This window comes from Endozoicomonas sp. PH6C, from assembly GCF_059322965.1.
Map to the genome: position 1 here is coordinate 229798 of NZ_CP185342.1, position 19939 is coordinate 249736.

A 19939-nucleotide genomic window follows, 5' to 3' on the forward strand; every position below is an offset into this window, starting at 1 on the left:
CGGTTCTTAAAGAGTAAAACAGATTTATCTGAGGCTGATGACGGGCCATCCTTTCTCATGAGCAACTGTGGTCAATTCAGGGTCAGGATCAACCGCGAACGGGTGATCTACCTGACCCAGCAAGGGCAGGTCATTTTTTGAATCACTGTAGAAGTAACTGCCTTCCAGAGAATATGCCGGATTTTCCTGCAACCATTGCTTAAGGCGGATCACCTTTCCCTCCTGAAAAGTCGGTGTGCCGACCACTTTGCCTGTATAGCGGTTATCTGTAATCTCAAGCTCAATGGCCAGTAGCGTATCGACATCAAAGGCTTTGGCAATGGGCTCGGTAACAAATCGGCTGGTGGCGGTTATGATCATCAGGTGATCACCCTGTTGGCGGTGTTTTTTCAGGAGGTTCGCAGCTTTTTCCAGCATGATGGGGCGAATGGTCTGTTCCATGAACTGGTCATGTCGGACTTTAAGTTCGTCCAGAGTGTAACGGGTCAGTGGTTCAAGGCAAAAATCGAGGTATTCGCTAAGTACCAACGTACCCGCTTCATACTGACGATAGAAATATTCATTGCCATCATGAAAGCTGGCTGCATCCACCATGCCTTCATGGGACATGAATTGTCCCCAGAGATAGTCACTGTCACCGGCTATCAGGGTGTTATCAAGATCAAAGATTGCCAGAGCCACAAATCCTCCTGCCAGACTGCGCTGCTATAAATGTTTGCTGATTGTACTATGAAAATCTTCTGAGAGGCTGTTCATGATTTCTTAGGAAAGCGAAAACGGCGAGAAATTGTTTCTCATGTTAATACTCTTGTCACAGTTTTGAAGAGTAATAATTGATTAATTATCAAAAGTGGCATCCTGATTGCAAAGATCTTGATTGCCGTTGTGCAGCGGTTTATGAAACAATGCAAAGCAATAGATAGTTTAAGGTAGTCGCTTACGTGATTGACACAGATGGATTCAGGCCCAATGTGGGCATAATCCTCGCTAATCATCACGGACAGGTCCTGTGGGCCAGGCGAATCAGACAGGAAGCATGGCAGTTTCCCCAGGGGGGCATAAACGATGATGAAACCCCCGAAGATGCCATGTATCGCGAGCTGTATGAAGAAATTGGGCTTCAGCCGGACGACGTAAACGTTCTGGCGTGCACTCGTGGCTGGCTGCGTTATCGCCTGCCCAGAAGACTGGTTCGAAGGGATCAGCATCCGCTTTGCATTGGGCAGAAACAGAAATGGTTTTTGCTGGAGCTGCTAAGCAGTGATGACCGGGTTAGTGTGGATCATACGGGATCACCGGAGTTTGATGGCTGGCGATGGGTCAGCTACTGGTATCCCCTGGGGCAGGTCGTTTCATTTAAAAGGGAGGTCTATCGCCGTGCTTTGCGCGAGCTGGTTCCCCGAATAGGACGCCTGCAAGCTAATCAAGCTAACAATGTGTAATTGTCATGACTTTTGACACTGAGACTGTTGCCAATGCTGACATCAGCCTGAAAGGCACAGATAATATTCACTGAGGTGCTATCCTTGCACTTGCGTGATGAAAGCCTGTTTCTGACAGTCATCACACAGAAACCATTTCATGGTAAACAACAGAGACGGGCGTCTGTTATTTTTAGATAGCAGACACAGGAGACAGATAAGCAGACTGGACTAAGTCACCATGCTGAACACCCTGCGTACGATTGTACAGGAAGTCAGTGCCGCCTCGGATTTGCAGGCTGCGCTAAATATTATCGTGCGGCGGGTTCGGGATGCGATGAATACCGAAGTCTGCTCAGTCTATCTCTACGATGCTGAACAGGCTACCTATACGCTTATGGCGACAGAGGGCCTCAATAAAAAGGCTGTCGGTGTCGCTCGTTTATTCCAGTCTGAAGGTCTTATCGGTCAGGTCGGTCTCAGAGAAGAGCCCATTAATCTGAAAGCAGCTTCCTCTCATCCTAAATATCGTTACATTAAAGAAACCGGTGAAGAAAAGTTTCATGCTTTTCTTGGGGTTCCCATCATTCATCATCGGATGATTCTGGGTGTGCTGGTGGTTCAACAAAAAGAACAACGCCGGTTTGACGAGCATGAAGAGGCTTTTCTGGTCACCATGTCTGCCCAGCTTGCAGGTGTCATTGCCCATGCTGAGGCCACAGGTTCCCTGCATGTTACGGTCAATACCCGCAAGACAGCTCGCTTTCAGGGGACGCCTGGCGCGAGCGGTGTTTCCATTGGTGAAGCCGTTGTCGCTTCTCCGGTGGCGGATTTGGGGGCCGTTCCTGATCGTACCTGTCACGACATCAAAAGAGAACTGGACTCTCTGGATCTGGCTCTGGAGTCGGTTCGTTCGGAAATGAAGGCCACAGCCGAAAAACTTTCTGGCCATCTGCCGGCAGAAGAGCAAGCATTATTTGATGTCTATCTTCGGATGCTGGACGACAATGCTCTGGGGTTGGAAATCAGGAACCGGGTGAAGCAGGGTAACTGGGCACCGGGAGCGCTCAGGCAGGTAATAGACGAGCACGTACGTACTTTTGAAATGATGGACGATCCATACATGCGTGAGCGTGCGGTTGATGTAAAAGACTTGGGTCGTCGGGTTCTTGCCAGTATCCAGCAACACGATCATGAATGCATAACCTACCCCGATCAAACCATACTGATTAGTGAAGAACTGACGGCCAGTATGCTGGCAGATGTTCCCCAGGAGAAGCTCGCGGGTCTTGTCTCTATACGGGGTTCGAGCAATTCCCACGCGGCTATTCTGGCCAGGGCTCTGGGCATTCCCACTGTAATGGGGGCAGTCGATCTGCCCTATCACAAGATGTCCAGCAAGCAACTGATTGTCGATGGCAACCTTGGGCTGGTTTATGCCTCGCCTTCCAGAGAACTGCTGGAACACTATCAGGCCGTTGTCGAAGAAGAAAAAGAATTCAGCGAAGGGCTTGAAGCAATCAGTGACCTGCCCTGTGTTACCCCGGACAATCACCGTTTACCACTGTGGGTTAATACCGGTCTTATGACTGACACGGTTCGTTCACTGGATCGTGGAGCAGAAGGTGTGGGTCTTTATCGTACCGAAGTTCCTTTTATGCTCAAGGAACGATTCCCCAGTGAAGCAGAGCAGGAAAAAATTTATCGTCAGCAGCTTGAAGCCTTTGCCCCCAGACCAGTCACCATGCGTACGCTGGATGTGGGCGGGGACAAGGCTCTGTCTTACTTTCCCATTCAGGAAGACAACCCCTTCCTGGGGTGGCGAGGTATCCGTGTAACCCTGGATCATCCGGAAATATTTCTGGTTCAAATCCGGGCGATGCTTAAAGCCAGTGTTGGACTGGATAATCTTCGAATCATGTTGCCAATGGTGACCAGTGTTTATGAAGTAGAAGATGCACTGCATCTTATCCACAGAGCGCATGGCGAAGTGTCAGCTGAAGGTTTATCGGTTGTGATGCCTCCCGTCGGAGTTATGATTGAGGTTCCTGCTGCGGTCTATCAGGTCCGTGAACTGGCGCAGAGTGTAGACTTCATGTCGATCGGTTCTAATGATCTCACGCAATATCTTCTGGCAGTGGATCGAAATAATCCCAGGGTGGCTGACTTATATCACTCTTTCCATCCGGCTGTTTTGCAGGCGCTTCGAAAAGTGGTCGAAGATTGTCATAAAGAAGGCCGAACCGTCGGTATTTGTGGTGAAATGGCCGGTGATCCAGTCGCTTCTGTTCTTCTTATGGCCATGGGGTTTGACATGCTTTCCATGAGTGCCACCAACTTGCTCAAGGTGAAATGGGCGCTCAGGAAAATCACTCTGGAAAGAGCCAGAGAGATTCTTGATGACGTGATGATGCTGGACAATTCTCATTTGATCAGGAGTTCGCTGGAGTTGGCTCTTTGTCGTGAGGGACTTGGTAAAGTCATGGGTATCAAAAGCAAGCGCTTCTCCAGCTAGGAGCCTGACCGAGAATAGCGCCCGTCTAGGCGACCCCGTAGCGAGGACGGCAGAAAATTGAGGATGAAAATTCGGTTTTGTAAGGAGAATAGCGAGCTATTTGACGAACAAAAGCGGATTTTCAGACCAATTTGCTGCCGCCGCACGACTGCATGGATGCAGGAGCTAGAGCAACGCAGGAGCAGTTGCCGCGTAGGGCAGTCTATTCTCGGTCTAATGGGATGGTCCGCCCCTCCTAAACGGCTTCAAATGAGCCAAAATGGAGTTAACCATTTAAACAGGATTAACCGGAGCGAACCACCCATGACTATTTCAGTACTTGGTATCGATATTGGCAAGAACAACTTTCACCTGTTTGGTGTTGATGAGCAGGGTAGCAAAGTCATCAGAAAGAAGTCGTCCAGGAAGAACCTTCTAGAGTACGTGGCAAATCTGGAGCCATGCATTATCGCTATGGAAGCTTGTGGTGGTGCTCACTATTTGGCTCGGTTATTCAAGAACTATGAGCATACTGTCAAGCTGATTTCACCTCAATTTGTCAAGCCTTATGTCAAGACCAACAAAAATGACTACAACGATGCTGAAGCGATTGCAGAAGCAGCTTCACGGCCCAGCATGCGTTTTGTACCTGTTAAAACATCAGAGCAGCAGGCCTGGCAACTTCTGCACCGCTATCGTCAACAAGCGGTTGATCAGAGAACTGCCCTGGTTAACCAGATCCGGGGGTCACTATTGGAAGAAGGTATTGTAGTTGCCCAGGGTATTGGTAAAGTTCGTGCACAGCTTCCACGAATTCTGGAAGATGCTGAAAATGGACTCCATTCGCTGACTCGTGAGCTGCTACATGGTTTATCAGAAGAGTTGGCCAGTCTTGACAAGCGTATTCAACAGTATGACCAGAAAATTCAGGAGCTAGCAAAAAACGACGACGAATGTCGTCGAATGATGACTATGCCGGGTATCGGAGCCATCACTGCCACAGCATTGAAGGCAGCCATTGGTGATGCGACGTATTTTAAATCTGGTCGACACCTTGCCGCATGGATGGGATTAGTTCCAAGACAGCATTCCACAGGCGGTAAGTCAGTCCTGCTGGGCATCAGTAAACGGGGTGATAAATACCTGCGCACATTATTGATACACGGCGCACGTTCGGTACTCCACTGCCTCAAAAATAAGGATGACCGCTGTAAAAAATGGGTTAGCCAACTTAATGAGCGCAGCAATCACAACGTTGCCGCCGTTGGTCTGGCTAATAAAATGGCTCGGATTGTCTGGGTCATCATGACCCGAAATGAAGTTTACAAGGCTGCATAATGAAGTAAAGGCGGCAGCGGCAAAGTAAAGCATAAGCTTAATCAAAGGGGACCCCCCCGCAGATTGCGATGAGCATGTACAGTTGATGGCAAACAGGTAAAAACCGGCAACCTGAAACCTGATAGGAGCCTTGACCCTTGAGGCCGTCGGACTGATAAGGCCAGGTTGCGCGGATACCCATCAGGGCCAGAGGGTTAGACCTCATGAATAGGCCGTATATATGATTGCAGTTATCTTTGTTTGCTAATTAACAAAACAGGCTCTTGCAAAACGGGGCGGACCATATAAGGCTCTTTGTCGTGAGGGACTTGGTAAAGTCATGGGTATCAAAAGCAAGCGCTTCTCCAGCTAGGAGCCTGACCGAGAATAGCGCCCGTCTAGGCGACCCCGTAGCGAGGACGGCAGAAAATTGAGGATGAAAATTCGGTTTTGTAAGGAGAATAGCGAGCTATTTGACGAACAAAAGCGGATTTTCAGACCAATTTGCTGCCGCCGCACGACTGCATGGATGCAGGAGCTAGAGCAACGCAGGAGCAGTTGCCGCGTAGGGCAGTCTATTCTCGGTCTAATGGGATGGTCCGCCCCTCCTAAACGGCTTCAAATGAGCCAAAATGGAGTTAACCATTTAAACAGGATTAACCGGAGCGAACCACCCATGACTATTTCAGTACTTGGTATCGATATTGGCAAGAACAACTTTCACCTGTTTGGTGTTGATGAGCAGGGTAGCAAAGTCATCAGAAAGAAGTCGTCCAGGAAGAACCTTCTAGAGTACGTGGCAAATCTGGAGCCATGCATTATCGCTATGGAAGCTTGTGGTGGTGCTCACTATTTGGCTCGGTTATTCAAGAACTATGAGCATACTGTCAAGCTGATTTCACCTCAATTTGTCAAGCCTTATGTCAAGACCAACAAAAATGACTACAACGATGCTGAAGCGATTGCAGAAGCAGCTTCACGGCCCAGCATGCGTTTTGTACCTGTTAAAACATCAGAGCAGCAGGCCTGGCAACTTCTGCACCGCTATCGTCAACAAGCGGTTGATCAGAGAACTGCCCTGGTTAACCAGATCCGGGGGTCACTATTGGAAGAAGGTATTGTAGTTGCCCAGGGTATTGGTAAAGTTCGTGCACAGCTTCCACGAATTCTGGAAGATGCTGAAAATGGACTCCATTCGCTGACTCGTGAGCTGCTACATGGTTTATCAGAAGAGTTGGCCAGTCTTGACAAGCGTATTCAACAGTATGACCAGAAAATTCAGGAGCTAGCAAAAAACGACGACGAATGTCGTCGAATGATGACTATGCCGGGTATCGGAGCCATCACTGCCACAGCATTGAAGGCAGCCATTGGTGATGCGACGTATTTTAAATCTGGTCGACACCTTGCCGCATGGATGGGATTAGTTCCAAGACAGCATTCCACAGGCGGTAAGTCAGTCCTGCTGGGCATCAGTAAACGGGGTGATAAATACCTGCGCACATTATTGATACACGGCGCACGTTCGGTACTCCACTGCCTCAAAAATAAGGATGACCGCTGTAAAAAATGGGTTAGCCAACTTAATGAGCGCAGCAATCACAACGTTGCCGCCGTTGGTCTGGCTAATAAAATGGCTCGGATTGTCTGGGTCATCATGACCCGAAATGAAGTTTACAAGGCTGCATAATGAAGTAAAGGCGGCAGCGGCAAAGTAAAGCATAAGCTTAATCAAAGGGGACCCCCCCGCAGATTGCGATGAGCATGTACAGTTGATGGCAAACAGGTAAAAACCGGCAACCTGAAACCTGATAGGAGCCTTGACCCTTGAGGCCGTCGGACTGATAAGGCCAGGTTGCGCGGATACCCATCAGGGCCAGAGGGTTAGACCTCATGAATAGGCCGTATATATGATTGCAGTTATCTTTGTTTGCTAATTAACAAAACAGGCTCTTGCAAAACGGGGCGGACCATATAAGGCTCTTTGTCGTGAGGGACTTGGTAAAGTCATGGGTATCAAAAGCAAGCGCTTCTCCAGCTAGGAGCCTGACCGAGAATAGCGCCCGTCTAGGCGACCCCGTAGCGAGGACGGCAGAAAATTGAGGATGAAAATTCGGTTTTGTAAGGAGAATAGCGAGCTATTTGACGAACAAAAGCGGATTTTCAGACCAATTTGCTGCCGCCGCACGACTGCATGGATGCAGGAGCTAGAGCAACGCAGGAGCAGTTGCCGCGTAGGGCAGTCTATTCTCGGTCTAATGGGATGGTCCGCCCCTCCTAAACGGCTTCAAATGAGCCAAAATGGAGTTAACCATTTAAACAGGATTAACCGGAGCGAACCACCCATGACTATTTCAGTACTTGGTATCGATATTGGCAAGAACAACTTTCACCTGTTTGGTGTTGATGAGCAGGGTAGCAAAGTCATCAGAAAGAAGTCGTCCAGGAAGAACCTTCTAGAGTACGTGGCAAATCTGGAGCCATGCATTATCGCTATGGAAGCTTGTGGTGGTGCTCACTATTTGGCTCGGTTATTCAAGAACTATGAGCATACTGTCAAGCTGATTTCACCTCAATTTGTCAAGCCTTATGTCAAGACCAACAAAAATGACTACAACGATGCTGAAGCGATTGCAGAAGCAGCTTCACGGCCCAGCATGCGTTTTGTACCTGTTAAAACATCAGAGCAGCAGGCCTGGCAACTTCTGCACCGCTATCGTCAACAAGCGGTTGATCAGAGAACTGCCCTGGTTAACCAGATCCGGGGGTCACTATTGGAAGAAGGTATTGTAGTTGCCCAGGGTATTGGTAAAGTTCGTGCACAGCTTCCACGAATTCTGGAAGATGCTGAAAATGGACTCCATTCGCTGACTCGTGAGCTGCTACATGGTTTATCAGAAGAGTTGGCCAGTCTTGACAAGCGTATTCAACAGTATGACCAGAAAATTCAGGAGCTAGCAAAAAACGACGACGAATGTCGTCGAATGATGACTATGCCGGGTATCGGAGCCATCACTGCCACAGCATTGAAGGCAGCCATTGGTGATGCGACGTATTTTAAATCTGGTCGACACCTTGCCGCATGGATGGGATTAGTTCCAAGACAGCATTCCACAGGCGGTAAGTCAGTCCTGCTGGGCATCAGTAAACGGGGTGATAAATACCTGCGCACATTATTGATACACGGCGCACGTTCGGTACTCCACTGCCTCAAAAATAAGGATGACCGCTGTAAAAAATGGGTTAGCCAACTTAATGAGCGCAGCAATCACAACGTTGCCGCCGTTGGTCTGGCTAATAAAATGGCTCGGATTGTCTGGGTCATCATGACCCGAAATGAAGTTTACAAGGCTGCATAATGAAGTAAAGGCGGCAGCGGCAAAGTAAAGCATAAGCTTAATCAAAGGGGACCCCCCCGCAGATTGCGATGAGCATGTACAGTTGATGGCAAACAGGTAAAAACCGGCAACCTGAAACCTGATAGGAGCCTTGACCCTTGAGGCCGTCGGACTGATAAGGCCAGGTTGCGCGGATACCCATCAGGGCCAGAGGGTTAGACCTCATGAATAGGCCGTATATATGATTGCAGTTATCTTTGTTTGCTAATTAACAAAACAGGCTCTTGCAAAACGGGGCGGACCATATAAGGCTCCTAGTAGTGCAGACCTTCCATGGTCTGAGTCGCTGACAGTAGATCCTGAGCTTTGAAAAGGATAACACGACAGAAACTTTGTATCAGAGCTAGGATTTCTTCTCGGAAGTGTCAGCTTTGATTCCATAGACCACCACATTGGATGAGTGATCGAGGGGAGCCTGAATATAAAGTACAATTTTTTTAATAGAGCGGCCATGGTCAGGAATCGGGAATCCGCGTGTTTCCAGTCCTGGCAGCACTAACTTCTGGACACTCAGGTCAATCACTTGTCCGTCACTCATGTGCACCTTGGCAGAACGAATCTTCAAGCTGCCCTGAGTGATATGAAATTTGATGGTTTTGTAGGAAGTATCTTCGTCTGCAGAAGATATTTTGATGGTTGCCGTGTCTTGAGAAGGGATTATATGCTTTTCGCCAATTTGCTGCCAACCTCCAGCGGCTTGCAGGGTCATGGAGAACAACAGCACCAGCGCGGCCAGCAGGGACTGATAAAGTCGGATCAGAGCTTGTGATCTCATCGTTTTACCTCAACAGGATACCCCGTATTTCTAGTGCGGGGTTCAGTGACTTCGTATTGACTGCGAAAACGTGCACTTTTCGGAAGATGCTGAAAGCGATGTTTCAGACCTTCTAATAGGAATAGAGACAAACTACATGCTATGAAAGTTAGCTGCTTTTGGCTGCTTTGTGGTCTTTTTTTAGGTCGACCAATCAGGTGGCTGGCTACCATGACACTGGAAATGACATTGAGAACCGGAGTTTTTTTCCAGTTTCTCCGTAGGGCAGATAGATTTGCTCGGTCCAGCTGAGAGAACCCTGTTTGTCGAGAATCAGGACACTGGTGTTTCGGGTTCCATAATGTTCACTGGCCATAAAGCAGCTGGATAGAAACTTTTCCTGCTCCTGGCTTACACCGGTATCGGGAAGTTGGTCATCGGGCGCTTTTGAACTGTCGTGCATCATAAAAATCAAGCCTTCAGGTTCGGGTTTCTGGTGATGCTTGACATGCAGCGCCAGTCCCTGCCTGACTTTCTCCAGCTTGGGCCAGGGGCTGTTCAAGAGGTGATTGCTAAGTGCATGGAAGCCAGGCTTCAGTGAAACAACACGACCCATACGATTGGAGTAGTAGTAAAGACCGCTGGAATCACCGGCCAACAGGTTAAAGCCGGAGTAATGATCCGCTTTAAGATGAATCTGGTTCAGGAATTCTTTGGGTGACAGATCACTATTTAAAAAATCACTTACCAGGTGACCACGGGACAAGGTTCCCGGGTAAACAGGCGATTCCCGATAGTTGGTGACTGCGGCCATTCTGCCTTTGCGACTCAGGGCCAGCCAGCTGCCTCCGGCTTCTAAATCCCGGCCACCAAAAATCTCCGGATTGTCTTCCCAGAAGTGAATGGTTCTTGCCGGCCGCTCATAGAACTCATCGCGGTTGGCGGCCAGAATCAGCGGGTACTGAGCCTCTGGTTGCCAGTGCAGGGTAATCAGACACATAGATTGAGATCATCTCTTTTTTTATAAACATTGCTGAAATTCAACAAACCGCTGCGAGTCGGGATGTTGTCTGACGATAACAATAAACGAGATTCGGTTAACAAGTAACAACATTATCTAAAGTAAACTTTGCTCAATCTGATCTGAATGCTGGTGTAAATCGGCTTCTTGAGAGACGGGTCTAATACCAATTGTGCTCTTTAACTCCCGTGATGAGCATGGAGATTTGCGCCTTGGCTATGGCGACGGTCGCCAACGCAGGATTAAGGCTCAAATCTTCAGCGCAATAGCGAGTTAGAAAGTTCGATTGGTATTATCAGATCTATTAAACTGGAGAGGTTAACCTATGGCAGAGGGGAAAGCCTATGAGTAAAGCGGTAACCGCTGCTGTGGTCCAGATGTGTTCCGGACCTGATGTTCAAGCCAATCTTAAGCAGGCAGAAGATCTTTTTTCAAGCATGGAGTCTTCAGCTGACATAATTGTGCTGCCTGAATGTTTTGCTCAGTTGGGGGGGGATATTCCCGCTCTGGGCAACAATACCAGCGTGGTCAGAAACTGGATGTCCCGCATTGCCCGACAATTCGGGGCCTGGCTGGTAGGGGGGTCTATACCCTGTGTCGTCAATGAAGGAGAGAACAGCAGGGCGTCCTGCTTTGTTTATGACCCCAAGGGTAATGAAGTCACCCGCTACGACAAGATCCATCTCTTTAATGCCGATATATCGGACGGCACTCGCCGTTACAGGGAATCCGATGACTATTCGCCGGGGAATGATCTGAATGTAGTGGATATGGAATTTGCCAGAACAGGCCTGACCATCTGCTATGACGTTCGTTTTCCAGAGCTCTATCGAGAACTGAGAGTCAGGGAGTCAGAAATCATTACTGTACCTTCCGCATTTACCAGGGTGACTGGTCAGGCCCACTGGGAGCCGTTATTAAGAGCCCGCGCTATCGAGAACCATTGCTATGTTCTGGCGGCTAACCAGGGCGGGACTCATCCCAACAAGAGAGAAACCTGGGGACACAGCATGATTGTTTCGCCCTGGGGTGAAGTGCTTGCAGAGGCCGATAACACTCCCTGTGTACTGACCACCGAGCTGAACATAAAAGCACTGCAGGAGATCAGAAAGCAAATGCCTTGTTTTGAACATCGCGTACTGTGAAAGAACTGTTCCTGTAATTGTGCGGTCGATGGATTCAGGCAAAAAATCAACTTTGTCCTGAATCCCTCTCTGCAAATCAGTGAGTGTAGTTTGCAAGTGTTTCCAGCAACCTTCTCTGGGCATTCCTGCGACGATGGCCCCGTGATGGCTTGTTCTGCAGATACTGACCATCACTTTGTAGTTGCCAGCTAAGGGTATTATCTGACAGATACAGTTCCAGCTCTTTCTTCACTCGTGCAGCCAGCTTCGGCTCTTCAATGGGAAAGCAGGTCTCAACGCGCATATCCAGATTACGAACCATACCATCAGCACTGGAGCAGTAGACTCTGAATTTCCCATCGTTCTCAAAGTAGAAAACCCGGGTGTGTTCAAGAAAACGGCCGACAATAGAGCGCACCTGAATATTTTCTGACAATCCGGCAATACCGGGCCTCAGGCAGCAAATACCCCGAATGATCAGGTGAATCTCGACACCGGCCTGTGAAGCCCGGAAAAGAGCCTTTATCAAATGGCTTTCAGTCAGTGAGTTTACCTTGATGATCACACGAGCCGGTTTACCTTCTCTGGCATTAACGGCTTCCTGATTGATCAGTTCGATCAGGCTTTTCTTGAGTGTGAAGGGCGCATGGAAAAGCTTACGCACGCGCACCGCTTTACCCATCCCCGTCAGCTGTTGAAAGATTTTGCGAACATCGTTGGTGATATCCTTGTCGCAGGTCAGCAAGCTATAGTCGGTATAGAGTCGTGCGTTACCCGCGTGATAGTTTCCGGTACCCAGGTGTGCGTAACGCTGAATCTTTTTTCCTTCCCGACGAACAATCAGAATCAGTTTGGCGTGGGTTTTGTAGGCAACCACTCCATACACGACAACCGCTCCGGCTTCCTGAAGTCTTCTTGCCAGTGCCAGATTTTCTTCTTCGTCAAAACGTGCCCGGATTTCCACGATAACCGTGACTTCTTTACCTTTCCTGGCCGCTTCCACAAGAGCATCGACCATCTCGGAGCGAGCTCCGGTACGATATAACGTCTGACGTATTGCCAGAACATTAGGATCAGTAGCCGCCTGGCGCAGCATATCTACAACCGGAGTGAAGGACTCGAAGGGATGATGCAGCAGAATATCGGACTTGCGAATGGCATCCAGCATATTAACAGACCGTGAGCTTCGGGCTTGCAACGCCTTGGGGTAACTGGGTGTAAAGCTGGGGAAGGTCATGTGCTCAAACTCGGGTGATGCCTCGTTGCATACCGACATCATTCGGATCAGGTTCACCGGACCATTGACCCGGTAGAGCTCATCCTCCGTCAGGCCAAATTCTTTCAGCAGGAAGTCAACCAGTGGCTCTGGGCAGTTATCGACCACTTCAAGGCGCACTGCCTCTCCGTAGCGGCGGGAGAGCAACTCACCCTGCAGGGCCTTGGCCAGATCTTCTACTTCGTCTTCAAGGTCCAGATCACTGTTTCGGGTCAATCGGAACTGGTAACACCCTTTGATGGTCATACCCGGGAACAGGTCCTGCATATGCAAGTGGATGATAGATGACAGAAAGACATAATTTCTACCGCCCTTGTCACAGACGTCATCGGGCAGTTCAACGACCCGAGGTAACGATCTTGGCGCAGGAATAACAGCCATACCCGTTTCACGGCCAAATGCGTCTTTGCCTTCCATTGCCACAATAAAGCAGAGCAGTTTGTTGGCCAGTCTCGGGAAGGGGTGAGCCGGATCCAGTCCAATGGGACTGATGATGGGCATGACTTCGTTATAGAAGAAGCGCTTGATCCAGGCTTTCTGTTTGTCGTTCAGCTGATGACGCCGAATAAATCGAATGCCTTGCCTGGCCAGACGAGGCAGCAGTTTGTCGTTCAGGATTTCGTATTGAAGCTGAACATTTTGCTTGGCCTGATGGCTGATCTCTTTCAGCACCGCCTGAGGACCCAGGCCATCCAAACCCACTTGTTCACGGGCAAACTCTACTTGCTGCATCAGGCCGGCAACTCGGATTTCAAAAAACTCATCCATGTTTGAGCTATAAATCAACAGAAACCGCAGACGTTCAATCAGGGGGTGGTCGTCGTTCATCGCCTGCTCAAGCACACGGCGGTTGAACTGTAAATGGCTCAGCTCCCTGTTGATGTAGTAGTCCGGGTTGCTAAGGTCTGTAATACGAGGCGTTGGAGCAACAGGCTCCTGGCTCTCTTTTGTGCTGACTCCGGGTTCAGGGAGTTCCCGGTCTTTTGAATTATCCATGGGACCTCTTACAGCATCGGTAGTGGCAGTATACGAATTCATGTATAAGCCGGACTGACAATGGGCTCTTGTTATAACGTAATTGTACGACGTTTTGATGACTGAGTTGAGTGCTAAGGCGTTATTGCCTGATCAGGCAAGCCGCTTCTCTGGCATAGTAGGTCAGAATGGCATCGGCTCCGGCTCGTTTGAAACAGAGCAGAGACTCCATCATGATGGCATTTCGGTCCAGCCAGCCGTTGGCAATGGCCGCCTGATGCATGGCGTACTCGCCACTGACCTGGTAAACAAAGGTGGGTGCCTTGAATTCATCCTTGGCTCTTCTGACAACATCCAGATAAGGCATACCGGGTTTAACCATAATCATGTCGGCTCCTTCATTGAGGTCAGCTGCGATCTCATGCAGAGCTTCATCAATATTGGCTACATCCATCTGGAAGTTATGCTTGTTGCTTTTGCCCAGATTGCCCGCAGAGCCCACAGCATCGCGAAATGGGCCGTAGTAGCTGGATGCGTATTTGGCAGAGTAGGCGAGAATCCGGGTGTTCAGGTGACCGGTCTCTTCGAGTCGGGTGCGAATGGCAGAAATTCGGCCATCCATCATGTCGGAGGGTGCGACAATATCAGCTCCTGCTTCGGCATGAGACAGAGCTTGTTTAACCAGGACATCAACGGTCGGGTCGTTTACGACATAACCTGATTCATCAATCAGACCGTCCAGTCCATGACTGGTGAATGGGTCCAGGGCCACATCAGTAATAATGCCCAGCTCCGGCAGTTTTTGTTTTAACTCACGAACGGCCCGCTGAACCAGGCCTTCCGGATTCCAGGCTTCGGCGGCATCATCAGACTTTTTCTCAGCCGGTGTGACTGGAAACAGGGCAATGGCCGGAATACCCAGCTCCAGAAGCTCTTCACCTTCACGAATCAGCTCATCGACCGTCATTCGTTCTATGCCCGGCATTGAAGGAATAGCTTCCCGGTGACGAGAGCCTTCAAGAATGAATACCGGGTAGATCAGATCATCCGCAGTGAGGCGGTTTTCTCTCATCAGACGGCGGGAAAAATCGTCAAAACGCATGCGTCTGGGACGGCTTGCCGGGAAGGGTCGCTGGATCATAATTACACTCTGAAGAGGGTGGTTAAAAGTATTTGTTTCGCTCGTCAACCCTGTTCGTTATGAGGGGATAGAGCGAAATGTCCGGTTCATGACGTGTGAAACCTTATGGGTGTAGCTAACGTATAGTCTGACAGGCATTATACGAAAAAGATGCGTTATGCGCTTTCCCGACAGGATGTTGCAACCGTTCCGCAGGAAGATTCCTTGTATGAATAAAAGTAAAATCATTCTACTGGTGGCTGTTATGGCAGCCATTACTGCATTTTTTGCACTGGATGCACAACAATATCTGACTCGTGATTATTTTCAGTCGCTTTACAGCGATAATCCTGCACTTACCATTGCCGTATTCTTTGCCATTTATGTGGCTGTAACGGCGCTTTCGCTTCCGGGCGCTGTTATTCTTACTCTGGTTGGTGGTGCTATTTTCGGGTTTACGACGGGCCTGATAGTGATCTCTTTTGCCAGCACGATAGGGGCCACCCTGGCTTTCCTCATTTCCAGAACGCTGTTGCGGGAATGGGTCCAGGGTAAGTTTGGCCAATATCTGGCAACCATTAACAAGGGTATTGAGAAAGACGGTCTGTTTTATCTTCTGACCTTGAGATTGATTCCTGCAGTTCCTTTCTTTGTGATTAACCTGGTTATGGGGCTGACGCCCATGAAAGCCAGAACGTTTTACTGGGTCAGTCAGCTTGGCATGCTGCCGGGAACGGCTGTGTATGTGAATGCCGGTGCTCAGCTGGGACAGGTTCAGGAATTATCCGTCAGTGGTATTTTAACACCGGGGCTTATTGGTTCCTTTGTATTATTGGGGATTTTCCCATGGCTGGCACGTAAAGCTATCAGCCTGATCAAAAAGCCTTCAATCAGTGAAGAAAATAAGGAGGAGTAAGCATGTTGGGTCATTCCGGTGTTTACAAGGGCTTCAGAAAACCCCGCAGGTTCGATAATAACCTGACTGTGATAGGAGCGGGTTCTGCCGGACTGGTAAGCAGCTACATTGCAGCGGCCGTGAAAGCCAGAGTCACTTTGATTGAAAAGCATAGAATGGGTGGCGATTGTCTTAATACCGGCTGTGTTCCCAGCAAGGCTTTGATTCGATCTGCCAAGATGGCCCATTACATGAAGCGAGCCGACGAATTTGGCCTGGAGAATGTGCAGGCTGATGTCAATTTCACCGCTGTAATGGAACGAGTGCAATCGGTCATTAAGCAGGTTGAGCCCCATGATTCGGTCGAACGTTATACCGGTCTGGGCGTAAACTGCGTTACGGGTGAAGCCAGGCTGGTCAGTCCCTGGGAAATTGAGGTGGACGGTCAGCGGATTTCCAGCCGAAATATTATTATCGCCAGTGGCGGCAGACCCTTTGTGCCGCCTTTGCCCGGTGTTGATCAGATTACCCATTACACATCAGATACTCTCTGGGATATTCGTGAAAAACCACAAAAGCTGCTGGTCGTCGGCGGCGGACCGATCGGTTGTGAATTGACTCAGGCTTTTACCCGACTGGGTGTCAATGTGACTCTGCTCGATCATGGTCCCCGCCTGCTGCACCGGGAAGATCCGGATGTTTCTTTGGAGGTGATGTCCCAGTTTCGCAAAGACGGGGTTGATCTTAAGCTGAAGCACGAAACCCGATCCTTTCACAAAGAAGGTGATAAACAATGGCTGGTAGCTGAGCATGAAGGCCAAACCGTTGACATTGATTTCGATGCTGTCCTGTTTGCCACAGGTCGCAAAGCCAACACCGGCAGCCTGGGGCTGGAAGCGCTCGGGATAGAAACCACAGAGCGTGGAACCATTGCTGTGAACGAATATTTGCAGACACGATTCCCGAATATCTACGCCTGCGGTGATGTGGCGGGACCTTATCAATTCACACATGCAGCAGCGCACCAGGCCTGGTATGCCTCTGTGAACGCACTCTTCGGACGCTTCAGGAAGTTCAAAGTGGATTACTCGGTCATGCCCTGGTGTACGTTTACTGATCCGGAAGTGGCCAGAGTAGGCCTTAATGAAACGGAAGCCAAAGAACAGGGAGTTCCCTACGAAATCACCCGCTACGGTATTGATGATCTGGACAGGGCTATTGCCGATGAGGAAGCCAGAGGGTTTATCAAGGTTCTGACCAGACCGGGCAGTGACAAGATTCTGGGGTGCACTATCGTGGGTTACCATGCCGGTGAACTGATCACCGAATACATCACCGCCATGAAACACGGTCTGGGAATGAACAAGATTCTTGGCACTATTCACATTTACCCTACGCTCAGCGAATCCAACAAATTTGCTGCAGGTGAGTGGAAACGGGCCCATGCGCCGGAAGGTTTGTTGAAGTGGGTCAAGAAGTATCATGACTGGATGAGACGCTGACTCAGATCCTGGCTGCTAGATTAAAAATAAAGGGTCTCTTCTCCGAGGCCTGTTTACAAAATGGTCAGGAACCCGATGTCTCAATCCAGCATTTCACAGGCAGGGATATCCCCAACCCTCCCCAAAACCTCAGGAACAGATTCTGCGCTTCTCATCCGGCAAGAAGCTGAAAATCCTGCTCGTCTCAATCGCGACTCTATCATCAGGGTTGATCTGAGCGTCAGTCTGAATAATGGCAGCCTTGAGCCTTCCGGACTGTCTGGCAAAAGCCTGTCAGAATTCGATATTCAGGCGGCTTCGCCCGATGATGTGAAGAAGAAATTGCCTTCAGGACCTTCCCGCGAAGAGCAACTTTTATCCAAAGTCAGTAATGTTCGGGAAAAAATTTCTTGGGAAGGCTCGAAAGCAAGACCCAAAGTCGACAGAAGCAGCAAAGATGCCCTGACAGCGGCTCTGAAAGACGCCAATGCTTCATTGAAAGAAGCCAGGAAGCTTAAGTCCGAGGCTCACAGTCTCGCCAAACAGGGAGTAATGGAGGAGAACTTGCTGGAATTGGGACTGGGCGGTAAGAGAATGACCAGAGCTGAAAGCGAGGCATTTCGTGCAGCCCGGGACTCTGACCAGTTGCTGAGTACACGAAAGCAGGAAGTGAAGGATCTGGAGCGGGCTCAGAAGGATCTGAAAGCAAAGCAAAAGAAGGCCGCAAAGGCTGAAAAGAAAGCGCATCAGGCACTTGAAAGGTTGCAAAAAGAGTCATTGTCTCTGGGTAAGTCGGTACTTAAAATTCGCAGTAAGGTGATAGCAGCCAAAGATCAGTCCAGCAAAAGATTGGGAGAACAGCTCAAGTCTTTGCAGAGGGCTCAGAAGAAAGCGAACGCTCTGGCGGCCCATGGTGAGAAGTTACTGGCCAAAGCCGATGAAAAGCAGGTCAGGCATGGCATTGATACAGAGGCCGTAAAAACCTTGATCAAGCAACACATTTCGGACGCCAGGGCTGAAGCAAAACAGTTGCAGCTCGAAGTGGCCTCGTTAAAAGAAAAAGTGAAGTCAGCGCGAGAATCCGAAAAAGCAAAGAAGCAAGAGCAAAGAGCAATCGATAGAGGTCTCAGGCAACAGAAGAAAGCAGAAAAACAAGCTTCCAGGAAGAAAACCGGACCGCCAGAGAAAACGCAAAGTCAAGAACAGCCACTAAAGAAGGATGAAGCATCAAAAGTTGCAGAGCCAATAATTGGAGAGCAGAAGCAAACGGTTACCAGAATACTGTCCGACAAGGTCAGTTTCAAGTCGTCAGAACAACCTCCTTTGAAGCCTTCCGGAACCCAGATGAGAGCTTTTCTCAAAGGTATAACGCCTCACAAAGCAATGAGTATCCAGGCATTGGAGAAGTCCATGGATAACCTGCGCAACCCCAGTGATTATCGACAGGTGTTGGCCGATATTTTGGCTTCAGGACTGGTTTTTGGTGAAAAAGTCAGGCTCAGGTCCAATCTCAGCGCTTGCCTGTTGGGAGCCATGAAAGATCCCGAAAAATTCAAGCTCTTTAATAGGGAGTTTATTGAACATATTATGTTTGGCGATAGTATGGATGAAATCCAGCAGCAATATCCTGTGTCAATGAAAAAAGACCTGGAAAGAATTGATAAAGAAGCAGCGAGGAAATAACAGCATTCATGGAATCTGAACATCTTCAGCAGCTCCAGCAGCGAGTCAGTGATGCAGAAGCCTTTGAAACTTCTATTTTGAAAAATCTTGAAGAGACCCAGCACCGGGTTGGAGAGTGCTCCGAAAAACTGACCCGGCTTAATGGCCAGATGGCTTTGCTGGAAGCCAGTCATGAAGCCGATGAAGAGCTGGCGAAGAAAATGGATGTGCTCAAATCCGAGCTGGATGACGCCGAGGCAGCCTATCGTGAACAGACTGCCCAGGAGTCAAGATTAAAGAAAATGGGGCTGGACGCTATCAGCCATCTCAAGGTGGCCAGAAACGAGCTGAAAATTGCCCAGCTCAAGTCCGGCTCATGAAGATACCATTACAGCTCTGCAGGTGGCTTTTTGTCGGGTTGATCGGGGTGTGCGGGGTGAGCATGTTGAAGGTCGTCCTGAAACCGTACATTAGTTATGTTAACAGCGGCGTCACTGCAGTCCCAGGTCCACGCTATGCTATCATTGAGCTGCACTCTTGCTTCCATAGCCTTTCCCTTGGTAAACCTGAACTCTCTGATTACCCAACCCGGCTTGTTGCCGGTGTCTGACGCGATTATGAGGTCTTCAGAGCGTACCAGATAGGTAGGATCTTGCATGTCATCAAATGTTGCTTTTACAAGGTGAGATCTATTGAGGCTGATACCCACATCCCTGATACTGCCCGGATGATTAAAAATGGCTTGTGCTGGATTTTTGGTTTCTGCCTGACTGTCGGGATTAACTCGCATTACGCATTTGCCGAGATCAACGTTTCCATTCAAGCCGATGCCCTCATTATAAACAGCTTCGACCTGTTTCGTTGCATCGTCTGCGAACTCCGCATGGCTGAGAGGAGTGAAGCCGATGAACAGGCCTGATAATGCAACAAGAGAAGCTCTGCGACATAAGCCGTCTGGTTGTAGCAGATTCATAATAGATATTCTCAATGAAAATGAAAAT

General features: G+C 49.2%; 14 protein-coding genes and 1 pseudogene. 9 read left to right on the forward strand and 6 right to left on the reverse strand.

The genetic code is table 11. From position 1 onward, the window contains the following. Window positions 1-24: 24 nt before the first annotated feature. Window positions 25-681: a histidinol-phosphatase gene (locus tag ACOMG9_RS00925; protein WP_448215411.1), complete on the reverse strand. Its 657-nt coding sequence runs from the start codon at window positions 679-681 to the stop codon at window positions 25-27. A gap of 260 nt (window positions 682-941) precedes the next feature. Between ACOMG9_RS00925 and rppH the strand changes: the two genes are divergently transcribed. The 5 genes from rppH to ACOMG9_RS00950 all read left to right on the forward strand — a co-directional run bounded on the left by rppH (window position 942) and on the right by ACOMG9_RS00950 (window position 8591). Beyond that, window positions 942-1442, forward strand: a complete 501-nt coding sequence (gene rppH, locus ACOMG9_RS00930; RefSeq protein ID WP_422136475.1) for an RNA pyrophosphohydrolase — start codon at window positions 942-944, stop codon at window positions 1440-1442. Window positions 1443-1662: 220 nt separating this feature from the next. Further along, window positions 1663-3936, forward strand: coding sequence for a phosphoenolpyruvate--protein phosphotransferase (gene ptsP, locus ACOMG9_RS00935; protein WP_448215412.1), 2274 nt, complete (start codon window positions 1663-1665; stop codon window positions 3934-3936). A 303-nt stretch (window positions 3937-4239) separates the two neighbouring features. Then, window positions 4240-5253 (forward strand): IS110 family RNA-guided transposase, encoded by a 1014-nt coding sequence (locus ACOMG9_RS00940; RefSeq protein ID WP_448215063.1) that lies wholly within the window; start codon window positions 4240-4242, stop codon window positions 5251-5253. Window positions 5254-5908: 655 nt separating this feature from the next. Further along, window positions 5909-6922, forward strand: a complete 1014-nt coding sequence (locus ACOMG9_RS00945; protein WP_448215063.1) for an IS110 family RNA-guided transposase — start codon at window positions 5909-5911, stop codon at window positions 6920-6922. A 655-nt stretch (window positions 6923-7577) separates the two neighbouring features. Further along, entirely contained in the window at window positions 7578-8591 is a 1014-nt protein-coding gene (locus ACOMG9_RS00950) for an IS110 family RNA-guided transposase (RefSeq protein WP_448215063.1), read from the forward strand. A gap of 382 nt (window positions 8592-8973) precedes the next feature. Here ACOMG9_RS00950 and ACOMG9_RS00955 read toward each other — a convergent pair whose 3' ends face one another. Both ACOMG9_RS00955 and ACOMG9_RS00960 read right to left on the reverse strand, forming a co-directional pair. Beyond that, window positions 8974-9405: a DUF2541 family protein gene (locus ACOMG9_RS00955; RefSeq protein WP_422136477.1), complete on the reverse strand. Its 432-nt coding sequence runs from the start codon at window positions 9403-9405 to the stop codon at window positions 8974-8976. Between the two features lie 205 nt (window positions 9406-9610). Continuing rightward, window positions 9611-10384 carry an NRDE family protein gene (locus tag ACOMG9_RS00960; protein ID WP_448215413.1) on the reverse strand — a complete coding sequence of 258 codons (774 nt, stop codon included), beginning with the start codon at window positions 10382-10384 and terminating at the stop codon, window positions 9611-9613. Between the two features lie 365 nt (window positions 10385-10749). Here ACOMG9_RS00960 and ACOMG9_RS00965 point away from each other — a divergent pair, with 365 nt between their 5' ends. Continuing rightward, on the forward strand, window positions 10750-11550 hold the full coding sequence (locus ACOMG9_RS00965) for a carbon-nitrogen hydrolase family protein (RefSeq protein WP_422139636.1): 801 nt from the start codon (window positions 10750-10752) through the stop codon (window positions 11548-11550). A gap of 76 nt (window positions 11551-11626) precedes the next feature. Here ACOMG9_RS00965 and ppk1 read toward each other — a convergent pair whose 3' ends face one another. Next, the gene (gene ppk1 / locus ACOMG9_RS00970; protein WP_494529652.1) at window positions 11627-13843 is read right to left on the reverse strand and encodes a polyphosphate kinase 1; all 2217 of its coding nucleotides are present in this window, start codon (window positions 13841-13843) and stop codon (window positions 11627-11629) included. Window positions 13844-13922: 79 nt separating this feature from the next. Beyond that, window positions 13923-14921, reverse strand: a complete 999-nt coding sequence (gene hemB, locus ACOMG9_RS00975; RefSeq protein ID WP_494529653.1) for a porphobilinogen synthase — start codon at window positions 14919-14921, stop codon at window positions 13923-13925. Between the two features lie 208 nt (window positions 14922-15129). Between hemB and ACOMG9_RS00980 the strand changes: the two are divergent. The 3 genes and pseudogenes from ACOMG9_RS00980 (at window position 15130) to ACOMG9_RS00990 (ending at window position 19318) form a co-directional block, all read left to right on the forward strand. Next, window positions 15130-17297 (forward strand): annotated as a pseudogene (locus tag ACOMG9_RS00980) (dihydrolipoyl dehydrogenase family protein). Window positions 17298-17372: 75 nt separating this feature from the next. Then, a complete protein-coding gene (locus ACOMG9_RS00985; RefSeq protein ID WP_448215414.1) occupies window positions 17373-18959 on the forward strand; it encodes a coiled-coil domain-containing protein in 1587 nt (528 codons plus the stop codon). Between the two features lie 8 nt (window positions 18960-18967). Beyond that, on the forward strand, window positions 18968-19318 hold the full coding sequence (locus tag ACOMG9_RS00990; RefSeq protein ID WP_448215415.1) for a hypothetical protein: 351 nt from the start codon (window positions 18968-18970) through the stop codon (window positions 19316-19318). A gap of 8 nt (window positions 19319-19326) precedes the next feature. Here the strand turns inward: ACOMG9_RS00990 and ACOMG9_RS00995 are convergent, their stop codons facing one another. Further along, complete coding sequence (locus tag ACOMG9_RS00995) at window positions 19327-19911, reverse strand: hypothetical protein (RefSeq protein WP_448215416.1); 585 nt, start codon at window positions 19909-19911, stop codon at window positions 19327-19329. Between the last annotated feature and the right edge of the window lie 28 nt (window positions 19912-19939).

What these genes read in the sequence shown, in the direction of transcription:
- ptsP (WP_448215412.1), top strand. Translation starts at nt 1,663, where the DNA reads ATGCTGAACACCCTGCGTACGATTGTACAGGAAGTCAGTGCCGCCTCG.
- ACOMG9_RS00940 (WP_448215063.1), top strand. Translation starts at nt 4,240, where the DNA reads ATGACTATTTCAGTACTTGGTATCGATATTGGCAAGAACAACTTTCAC.
- ACOMG9_RS00945 (WP_448215063.1), top strand. Translation starts at nt 5,909, where the DNA reads ATGACTATTTCAGTACTTGGTATCGATATTGGCAAGAACAACTTTCAC.
- ACOMG9_RS00950 (WP_448215063.1), top strand. Translation starts at nt 7,578, where the DNA reads ATGACTATTTCAGTACTTGGTATCGATATTGGCAAGAACAACTTTCAC.
- ACOMG9_RS00955 (WP_422136477.1), bottom strand. Translation starts at nt 9,405, where the DNA reads ATGAGATCACAAGCTCTGATCCGACTTTATCAGTCCCTGCTGGCCGCG.
- ACOMG9_RS00960 (WP_448215413.1), bottom strand. Translation starts at nt 10,384, where the DNA reads ATGTGTCTGATTACCCTGCACTGGCAACCAGAGGCTCAGTACCCGCTG.
- ACOMG9_RS00965 (WP_422139636.1), top strand. Translation starts at nt 10,750, where the DNA reads ATGAGTAAAGCGGTAACCGCTGCTGTGGTCCAGATGTGTTCCGGACCT.
- ppk1 (WP_494529652.1), bottom strand. Translation starts at nt 13,843, where the DNA reads ATGAATTCGTATACTGCCACTACCGATGCTGTAAGAGGTCCCATGGAT.
- hemB (WP_494529653.1), bottom strand. Translation starts at nt 14,921, where the DNA reads ATGATCCAGCGACCCTTCCCGGCAAGCCGTCCCAGACGCATGCGTTTT.
- ACOMG9_RS00985 (WP_448215414.1), top strand. Translation starts at nt 17,373, where the DNA reads ATGTCTCAATCCAGCATTTCACAGGCAGGGATATCCCCAACCCTCCCC.
- ACOMG9_RS00990 (WP_448215415.1), top strand. Translation starts at nt 18,968, where the DNA reads ATGGAATCTGAACATCTTCAGCAGCTCCAGCAGCGAGTCAGTGATGCA.
- ACOMG9_RS00995 (WP_448215416.1), bottom strand. Translation starts at nt 19,911, where the DNA reads ATGAATCTGCTACAACCAGACGGCTTATGTCGCAGAGCTTCTCTTGTT.